At 45.3% G+C, this 9,619-nt stretch carries 8 protein-coding genes; 3 read left to right on the forward strand and 5 right to left on the reverse strand.

Annotated features, from left to right (window positions below; translation table 11 throughout):
- The 3 genes from RMO27_RS17270 to RMO27_RS17280 all read right to left on the reverse strand — a co-directional run.
- A partial coding sequence (locus RMO27_RS17270; protein WP_396133743.1) for a GMC family oxidoreductase occupies positions 1–1,439 on the reverse strand: 1,439 nt, incomplete at its 3' end.
- A 62-nt stretch (positions 1,440–1,501) separates the two neighbouring features.
- Positions 1,502–3,331, reverse strand: a complete 1,830-nt coding sequence (locus RMO27_RS17275) for an ABC transporter ATP-binding protein (RefSeq protein WP_396133744.1) — start codon at positions 3,329–3,331, stop codon at positions 1,502–1,504.
- Positions 3,332–3,582: 251 nt separating this feature from the next.
- Positions 3,583–3,870 (reverse strand): hypothetical protein, encoded by a 288-nt coding sequence (locus RMO27_RS17280; RefSeq protein WP_309734770.1) that lies wholly within the window; start codon positions 3,868–3,870, stop codon positions 3,583–3,585.
- Between the two features lie 854 nt (positions 3,871–4,724).
- Between RMO27_RS17280 and RMO27_RS17285 the strand changes: the two genes are divergently transcribed.
- Complete coding sequence (locus RMO27_RS17285; protein WP_309734772.1) at positions 4,725–6,188, forward strand: sugar transferase; 1,464 nt, start codon at positions 4,725–4,727, stop codon at positions 6,186–6,188.
- A 32-nt stretch (positions 6,189–6,220) separates the two neighbouring features.
- Here the strand turns inward: RMO27_RS17285 and RMO27_RS17290 are convergent, their stop codons facing one another.
- Positions 6,221–7,084: an MnmC family methyltransferase gene (locus tag RMO27_RS17290; RefSeq protein ID WP_309734773.1), complete on the reverse strand. Its 864-nt coding sequence runs from the start codon at positions 7,082–7,084 to the stop codon at positions 6,221–6,223.
- Positions 7,085–7,359: 275 nt separating this feature from the next.
- Positions 7,360–7,569, reverse strand: coding sequence for a hypothetical protein (locus RMO27_RS17295; RefSeq protein ID WP_309734774.1), 210 nt, complete (start codon positions 7,567–7,569; stop codon positions 7,360–7,362).
- A 170-nt stretch (positions 7,570–7,739) separates the two neighbouring features.
- Between RMO27_RS17295 and ychF the strand changes: the two genes are divergently transcribed.
- Both ychF and RMO27_RS17305 read left to right on the forward strand, forming a co-directional pair.
- Positions 7,740–8,828 (forward strand): redox-regulated ATPase YchF, encoded by a 1,089-nt coding sequence (ychF, locus tag RMO27_RS17300; protein WP_309734776.1) that lies wholly within the window; start codon positions 7,740–7,742, stop codon positions 8,826–8,828.
- A 213-nt stretch (positions 8,829–9,041) separates the two neighbouring features.
- A partial coding sequence (locus tag RMO27_RS17305; protein ID WP_309734778.1) for a hypothetical protein occupies positions 9,042–9,619 on the forward strand: 578 nt, incomplete at its 3' end.

The following is a 9,619-nucleotide window of genomic DNA, read 5'->3' on the forward strand; positions in this document are numbered from 1 at the left end:
TGCATGGCTGGTTTTTCTACTTGCCACTCCGCTGGCGATCTACCGAATTGCAATTCCCCCAAGCCCGATTTATCGAACTCCTCCGCCCAAATCGCTTGCACGCGGAGCGCGCTGTCGATATCGATGGGGTTCAACCGCCAGTGCAGCTCTACTTGTGGCTGTCCTAAGCGATCGCGCTTGGCACTCAACATCACCCGATTACTGGGATCGGGAGCTTGTTCGATCTGGGAGAAGACTTCAAACTGGGAGAATCGCCGCTTTTCATAGGGCAGATACGACCAATCCCCCCGCCGCAGGGGAGGGAGTTGCCTGATTGCCGCCCAAAACCCGGCCACCAGAATGTAATCGCTACCGCGCAGGGCTGTCTTCACGAGCTGCCATCCATCTGGAATGGGCTTCCCTGCGCGCACCGCCGCGACCGCTGTCCGCAAGGCTAGGGTCGCCTCCCGCTCGTGTGGCAGCGGTCGCGGGAAGAGCTGGGCACCATTATTTAACAAGTGTTTCTGGCGCATCAGATCCTCACTCAGATGCACCCGTGCCATCACTGGCACCCCCTTAGTGCGGTAAATGTCATATAGAGCCGTCTGCTCCAAGAGTTCGGGTCGATCGGGCAGCAGGGTACCACTAAGAATCGGTCGATCCATAAAAAATCGACCCACTAGATCGTGCTGGTTGCCGATTCCTGCTGGCTGTTGGCGATTGGAAGCCAACAGCAGCCGGGCATTTTCCATCCCGCCAGTGGCGACAATAAATATTTTGGCAGCTAACCAGATCCGCTGTTGTGGGGATACAGCTATCTGGATGCGGGTCGCGGTGGTGTGGGCGTCATCGCTCTCCAACTCGATCGCGGTAGCGTAGAGGAGGATGGTCAGATTCGGCACTTGTTTGAGCTGGGCGGGATACTCCTGGGTAAACGGGTATCGACCGGCGTACTGACTCATCGAGGTGGTGAGGCGATCGCTACTAAACGGCAGTCCCTGGGCGCGATCGTCTGCCCAATCCTCTACTCGATAGGCATAGGGGCCAATTTGGCAGACCTGTTGTGCCCGCTCGTAAAATGGCTCTAGCTCGGCTTTGGTAAATGGCCAACCGCTATAGGGCACCCAATCGCGCCGTTCAAAGTCAATTTCATCGAGGGGCAGACACCTAAATCCATATTCTTTGTAACCATTTTGGCCTTCCCAAGCATGGGAAGTACCGCCAAATTGCCGATGACGAGTGGTGCCGATCTCTGGATAAGGATCGCCGATGACATCGCCATCGCTGAGCGATTGCACCTCTGGATCGAATTCAAACCCGCCACTATCGAGCAAGCACACCTGAAAATCTCGATCGGCAAATTCGCGGGCTAGAGTAATCCCAGCGGGTCCAGCCCCAATAATACAAACTTGCGTTTCAATAACTTCATCAGCAGGGAGCGAACGGGCATCAATTAGCATAGGTCACTGTAGCTAGTGTATTAGTTATTACGAGTCTCAAGTCTAATTTGAAGTCCCGATTGCTAGCCACGATCTTTTCCAGCCATAACAATTTCTTGATAACTGCCAGAGCGGACAATTTGGCCATTGCTCATTTCATAGATCCGATCGCAATGCGCGACAGTTGTTAACCGATGGGCGATCGTAATCGTCGTTTTGGTGTTGCCTATTTCGCGTAATGCTTCGCTAATCAAACTTTCTGTTTCATTATCCAAAGCGGAAGTTGCCTCGTCTAACACTAAAATTTCGCGATCATGGTAAAGTGCTCGGGCAATACCAATCCGCTGCCGCTGTCCGCCAGAGAGTCGCACGCCGTTTTCGCCCACAAAAGTATCCCCACCATCTGGTAATTCTGATACCAGATCGGAAAGTTGTGCTAGTTGGATCGCGCTGGCTAATTTTTGACGATCTATTTGACTATCTGCTACCCCAAAAGCAATATTTCGATCGAGCGTATCATCCATGAGAAACACCGATTGGGGAATGTAGCCAATTAAATTTTGCCAAGCTCGCAGATCTTTGTAGATTGATACCCCGTCTACCTGAATATCTCCCGATTGCGGGATTAATAATCCCAAGAAAACGTCTACTAGAGTTGTTTTTCCGGCTCCAGACTTACCAATTAAAGCAATCGATTCACCCTTGCGAATTGTCAGGCTAGCTTCAGTCAGAGAATGCCGCTCGGCTTGAGGGTAGCAATAGTTAATGCGATCGATTGTAATTTTACGCTCTAAGGATTGAGGTTTTGTTTGGGTTAATCTCCCACTCGCGGCAGGGTTTCGCGCTGAAATCGGTGGATTTCGATCATCAGACATGACTAAATTTTTCACGGCTGATGGTTTTTCCAATTCCTTCAAATCGAGATAGAGGCGATCCAGGGTTGGTGAATTATTGCGGAGCACTCCCATACAAGTCAAGAGTTGACTTGCTGATGGGAGGATTCGCACTGAGGCGATCGCAAAAATACCTAAAACTGAAACTAGGCTATCAGAACGTTCGACCAGGATCAGTGATATGGAAACAAAACCCACTACAAATGTTATTAGCAGCGCTTCAATAATAATCCGTGGTAGTTGCTGAAAGGAATGAAATAGACTTGCGGCTCTAGCATATTTAGTAGCTTGGGCAGCAAGCTGATTTTCAAAATAACTTTCGCAGCCAATTAACTTAGTCACTTTCAAACCACCGATAGCATGATTGACAACTCGGATTGTTTCAGTGTTTGCCTCTAGTGCTTCTTGCCCCCAACGAGCAACGTTGTGTCTAAAATAATGAAATGGTAAAATTGTCATTAAAAGCAAACCCAGAATACTTACTGTTGCCAGTAAATCTGTTTTCATCATCAACAGTAGAATCACTATTAAAACAAATACGTTGGCAATTGAGTTCAATAGTGGTACGGCAATTGAATATGTAAACTTTGCTGATTCTTCACCGATAGTTTGAATTATATGTGCAGAATTAGTCTTTAAATAAAATGTATAAGGAAGTGACAGGTAAGTACGTAGCAGCCTCCGGCGGAGCCAGATTTGTTGCGTATAGCAAAACCTAAGTACATAGTGCTGAATTTGATAATACAGAAATGATTTAAAGCAAAATAGGACAACCACGAATAGCCCTAATAACGCAATAAATTGCTTGATGTCTTTCGCCCCCAAGTATCGATAAGCATCGGCAAGCCAGGCATTGTTTTGGATTGTTTCTGGCTTGACAGCTAAACCAATAAATGGGCCAATCAAACCGATCCCAATTGCATCTAATAGAGAAATAATCACAAACAGGAATATGAGTGATACTAGCTCGATTTTCTTGGCTGATATCACAAACAAAAATTTTGAGAGATATTTTATCATTTGCTAGTATCTCCCTTCTAAAGTTTTTCTCCGAGCGTCCTTGCTCGGAAAGATATTCAATTCTGACATACCGGATTTTAAGTGTATCGGTTTATGTATAGTTTGTCACTATCAAATGGTAGATTGAAGTCACAACTAATTATCGCACTCCACACAGCGACTGAGAATTTGTCCTGATGTGTTTTGGTAATATTTATGTAAGACTCTATGCTGAGCTGATCGCTAAAGATAGCAATACATACTGCAGTGAGTTACACTATAAACTGAAAATCCTTAGTGATATTGCAACCTAACATTCTTGAGTTTCTGCGTGTAAACTCACCAACAGAGGGATTGCCGTTAGGATCTACGGCTCCGCTAGCGTACTGCCAGAGGTCTCGTGGCGCGATCTTTACTTGAAAAGTCCGGTTTTCACCCTTGCTGACGTGATACCACTTGGCTTGCTGGCACTCCTCACACCAAAATGCCTCGATCCATTCCCCTTCAATCGGAACTGCCATCCGTACTGACAACAATCGTAAGGCATTTGGACGCGGCATTCCTCGTTGTTGCAGTTGCTCGGCTTGATCGGCAAATAATGGGTATTTTTTACTAGTACTGTCTATGTAACATCCATGAATCGGACAATAGATTGATCGTCGCTTCGTACGCTTTCGATTTTGGGCACACCTTTTCCGCACTTCGATCTCCCGTATCAGTTAAGTAAAAAACAAAATGGGAAGATTACGCTGGAGAGACTGAGATCGCAAAAGACCGTCGAAGCCCACTCCGGAAATCAACAAATAAGTTATATAGTAATTTCGGCCAACAAGTAAGAATATTGCTAACTATTAACGATAAGTTACGCAGTATGTTACAGTTTGCCTGTGTATTTATATTAACAGACATAATCACAGGTCAGCAATAAGCTAAAATACGTAAATTCAAAAAGCAACTCAAACATAAAACACTTTCGTTTCGACAGATCGAATGTTTTGAACTTGGTGAATGCTATTTTGCTAAAATCTTCTAGCTGCCACAAAATGCTGGAAGTCGCAACTGGCCAGAAATACACGTGACTGTTGAGACTGTATCAAAATATACTATTTTATTTGTAAAATATTTTTCCTGGGTATTTTAAAGATGCAAGCTAACTACAATTTTGTTATCAAAACCATTGCACGGACACGTCCTTATAACTTGTACTGCTACCTAGCAATTTTTCAGTGCCAATCAATCGATTGTTTATTTATAGATTCAGCCAAATGATTATTGACATTGTTTCTAGTTTTTCGCGATGATAAACAGGGCATGTTACAAAAAATCAAGTGCGGCTTGTCGGTCGTGATCTTGTGAGTACAACTTTTGGCTGGTTGTCTTCAAGCTTATTCAATCTAACTTTCGGAGTGATCGTATGACCGATCTCAAAAAAACCAACCCTACGACAGGCAGTTCATGGCAAACAGAGGATATCAGAGCCATGAATCTATCGATGCGGTGGCGAACGCCACTTGTGGTTCTTCGCTCGATCGTCTTGCTCATCTTAGATACCTTAATGCTATGTGCATCATGGACGATCGCCGATCGAATCGGAATCGTGACCTCCGGCTCGTATACTGTGCATCCGATTGCCCCGATTCTGGCAATTACGATCGGCACGCTGGCTGCTTCGGGATTTTATGGGACTGATGATAAGTTACATCGATTTGCCAAATTATTCAAAGCCCTGACGCTGGCACAAGTTGTCATTTTGATTGCGGCTTTTTTCAACCAACCTGGAGTCTGGTGGGTATCGCGCCTAGTATTTATCATTGCTTGGCTGCTTAACTTTACATTTATCGGCTTGGCAAGATTTTTATTCGACATCCTGAATATCCAACTGCGCAAGCATTACCCCATTTTCCAACAAGCAATCGTGCTGATGGGATACCCGGCAGATATCGAAAAAGTGCGGAATTTGCTCGATCGCTCTCAACAATTTCGAGTTGATAGTACGATCGATTTATCTGTTTGGGATATCCAGACCCAATTAGAACCGATTGTTACTCGGATTCGATCGCGCAAAGTCAGCGAGGTTTTTATCTGCTCTCAGCAACCGATCGACAATCAAATCATTTTCTTCTGGAATCTCAAAGCTGCTGGTGTGCATCTGCGGATGGTACCGACAGATCTCCAATTACCGCAGCGATCTGCTGAAACCAAGATGATTGAAGAGGTTCCCACTGTGCGGTTTAAATCCTTGCCAATCTTTGGGATTAGTTTTTGGCTCAAACGGTTATTCGATACGATCGCCTCGTCTCTACTGCTAATTGTGCTATCGCCATTATTGCTCGCGATCGCCATCGTCATCAAAAAAACATCCCGTGGCTCGATTTTCTACAAACAGGATCGGGTTGGTTTAAAAGGCCATCGTTTTAAAGTTTGGAAGTTCCGAACGATGGTAGAAAATGCTAGCGAACTCCAAAAGGAGCTAGAAGCTCAAAATGAAGTTAAAGGTGGTGTCTTATTTAAAATCAAAGCAGATCCTCGAATTACCAAAGTCGGTAGATTTTTGCGAAAATATAGCCTAGATGAATTACCCCAATTGATCAATGTTTTGCAAGGACAAATGAGTCTAGTTGGGCCACGTCCGCTGGCCGTTCGAGATTATGAATTGTCAATCCAAAATAGCGAACAATTTGCCCGTGACAGATTTTTACGCTACGAAGTTTTACCTGGTGTTACCGGACTGTGGCAAGTCAAAGGCCGTGCGAGTACTGATTCCGAGGAAATTTTCTACTGGGATATGATTTATATTCTCCACTGGTCGTTAGCACTAGATTTGAAAATATTACTCGAAACAATTAAGGTGGTTTTATTGCGAGAAGGATCTTATTAGCGATCGGTACTTATCGATTGTGCGATCGGTACTTATCGATTGCGCCATCGCTTCTTCCATTGTGATGTAGTTTCTAATCCACATTCATCTTGTTCCAGTTCGCGACGAATGATAATTTTGGCCATCGAATCCGACCAACTAGGATCGCGATAGGGAATGGCCGCACGGGTTTGTAAATGTTCGAGTTCTTGTGGTGATAATGGTGTCAATTGTGATGAGGTAAAACTCGCAATCGTGCCAGGTGACTTTCTGCCAACAGGACTAGTATCACCGACGCATAATCCCGCTGCAATCAAAGCAGTACGTATGGCAGCAGCACATGAATATGTGGCAATTATCCCATCGGCAGCACAACATTTAGCCACTCGATCGATAAATTCGATGGTCCATAGTTGCGGACAAGCAGTTGGCGAAAACGGATCGAGAAAAATCGCATCGGCTGTAAATTTTCGTGCGATTACTTGCCCGATCGTTTGACGCGCATCGCCCAGAATTAATTGTGCTTTTAATCGTTCGCTCTCAACTACTTCTGCATTTACTAATCGAGTTAATAATTGCGGAATTGGCTCTTCCCAATCATTTAATAAATGATGTTCGATTGCCGAAATTGGTACGGATCGATCGAGTTCTAGGGCGATAATTTCCACTGTACAGTCAGGATGCGATCGCCAAATCGTCGCCAGGGCAGCGGCACTATTGTATCCCAGTCCATAACAAATATCTAAGATCCGCAAATGACCGCGACTGGCTTTCTCGGCTAATAGAGTTGGAATAGCATATTTAAAAATAGACTCTTCCTTCGCCCCAAATTTACTATGAAAAGTCTGCCCAAACTGCTCCGAGAAAAAGGTATAAGAACCATCGTCGGTGATGCAAGGTTGAAACTGCTGGGACATAAAAAGGGTGGTATGAAAGCGAAGATCGAAGCATTTGGCATCTTTTGGCTGACTCTACAAATGCCTGTCATCTATTATCCTAAATCTATCTGGCGATCGCTACCGGAGTGACCGACGATCGTCTAGATCGAAAATTCCAGCCACTGGGTGTACGATCCCGAATCTACCCATGCGAGCAACTCTGCTGCTCGCATCACGCCCCAAGGACTCTGGTAGTTCATAAAGCTGACAATTTTGGTAACTCTGTCGAGATTGCTCAAGCTGTCAGGATCGAACTATCGAGTCGCGTATGAAGCAATATGTCCCGTGCCGCGATGTAAATATAATTTGGGAACGGGACTGACATCCAAAATTTCCGCTGCTTCGCTCAAAGCCTGATATGATGCGGGAAAGTTGGCATCATTAACTCGAAAACCGCCACCCTGAACTTGCAACCGCACCAATCGTTCGCGGAGCGTGCCGTAGGCAATCGATACTGTACTCATTAATCTTTTTGAGCAGCAGTGATAATCCCGACATTTTCTCCAGATTCATCAGTGCTTGACGATCGATCATCTATTTTTTACACTCCCAGTCCCCCCATCTTCTCCTCTCCCCCTGTGACCAGCGATCGCGTATAATCGAGTCGTGGAAGTTGTCATCACTTGAGACTAAAATGCTAAGAGCTGGAATCGTTGGACTACCGAATGTGGGCAAATCGACATTATTTAATGCCCTAGTTGCCAATGCCAAAGCTGAGGCTGCTAACTATCCATTTTGCACGATTGAGCCGAATGTGGGTAGCGTCTCCGTTCCCGACGAACGGCTGCAAGTCCTCGCCAACATGGTTAATTCCGAGAGCATCGTCCCCACGCGGGTAGAATTCGTCGATATCGCCGGATTAGTTAAAGGAGCTAGTCAGGGCGAAGGTTTGGGCAGTAAATTTCTCTCTCATATTCGCGAAGTCGATACCCTCGTCCAAGTCGTCCGCTGCTTTGAAGATGATGACATCATCCATGTGTCTGGCGTTGTCGATCCCCAGCAGGATATTGAAGTCATCAATCTCGAACTGATTTTAGCCGACATCGACCAAATCGAGAAACGGATCGATCGGGCGCGCAAGACAGCCAGAACGAGTAAGGAAGCGCAAATCGAAGTCGTAGCTTTAGAGAAACTGCTAGTCGATTTAAACGCAGGGAAACCAGCTCGCCAAGTCGAACTTAGCGATGAAGAGAGCGAAAGTATCAAAGGTTTGGGTTTGCTCACCCGCAAGCCGATGATTTATGCGGCGAATGTATCGGAAGAAGACTTAGCGACGGGAAATGCTTTCGTCGAACAGGTGCGAGCATTTGCAGCCAAGGAAGACGCACAGGTAACGATCGTTTCCGCGCAAGTAGAAGCCGAACTGCTGGAACTACCAGCCGAGGAAAAAGCCGAATTCCTCGAATCATTAGGCGTGACTGAAGGCGGTTTGAAGTCCCTGATTCGCGCTACTTACCACCTGCTCGGACTTCGCACCTACTTTACCACCGGGCCGAAAGAAACCCGCGCCTGGACGATTAAAGCGGGGATGTTCGCACCTCAAGCAGCAGGTGTGATTCACTCTGACTTCGAGAAGGGTTTCATTCGGGCAAAAACGATTTCCTATGCCGATATGGTTGCAACTGGCTCGATGCAAGCTGCCAAGGATAAGGGCGTACTGCGCAGTGAAGGGAAGGAATATTTAGTCCAAGAAGGAGACATTATGGAGTTCCTCCACTCTTAGCTCATGTCTGTGTGAGGCATTGCTGACTTGCGGCACGAATTACCATCGAAATCTGGGGTAGGGGCAATTCATGAATTGCCCCTACCCCAAATTTCGATGACAGAATCTACCTTGATGTCTTGAAATCTCATCAACAGTCGGTTTCAACACAATTGACATCTTTAGAATGCATTCTGGGCATACTAACGGGGTAATCTCTCGATCGATCCTCTGATGCGGCGCAAAAAAATAATCTCTCCAGAAAAGCCTCAACAAGATTCGATCGAGTATCGATTCAAGCTATTACTTCTTCCCAATCTTTCTTATGCTCTAGCAGTTACTGTTTTAGGTGCTTTTATTTTTGGAATATTTGCTGTTATTAGCTTTAAATCTATCAGTGAGGCTATTCTAACATTCATTGGCTTTTTATTAGGGTTATTGGCAGTAGAGCTTCTCGCAATATGGTTTCTAGTCAAAGAATCTGATATTGTAACGACTTCAGAAAATATCTCGGCTGTCGATCTCATGCTTCGTCGTAAGTGTATAGAGTGGCAAGAAATTACCTTGCTAAAACAATATAATTTATTTGGAACTAGATATTTATCTATTAAGGCAGCAGATGGTAGAAGTGTTCAAATTGCTTCCCACTATTATAATTCTTCTGAACTACTCGATCGAGTCCGAGAACTAGCTGGAGAGGAACACATATTAGTTCGTGCATTAGAAAAAGAACTATCGCGCCCGCGCTACGAACTTACTAAAGTTTGGTGTTGGGTAATTGGCTCGATCGCTTTGACGATGAGCATCTATCT

This window comes from Chamaesiphon sp. OTE_75_metabat_556 (genome assembly GCF_031378165.1).
Taxonomy (GTDB): Bacteria; Cyanobacteriota; Cyanobacteriia; order Cyanobacteriales; family Chamaesiphonaceae; genus Chamaesiphon.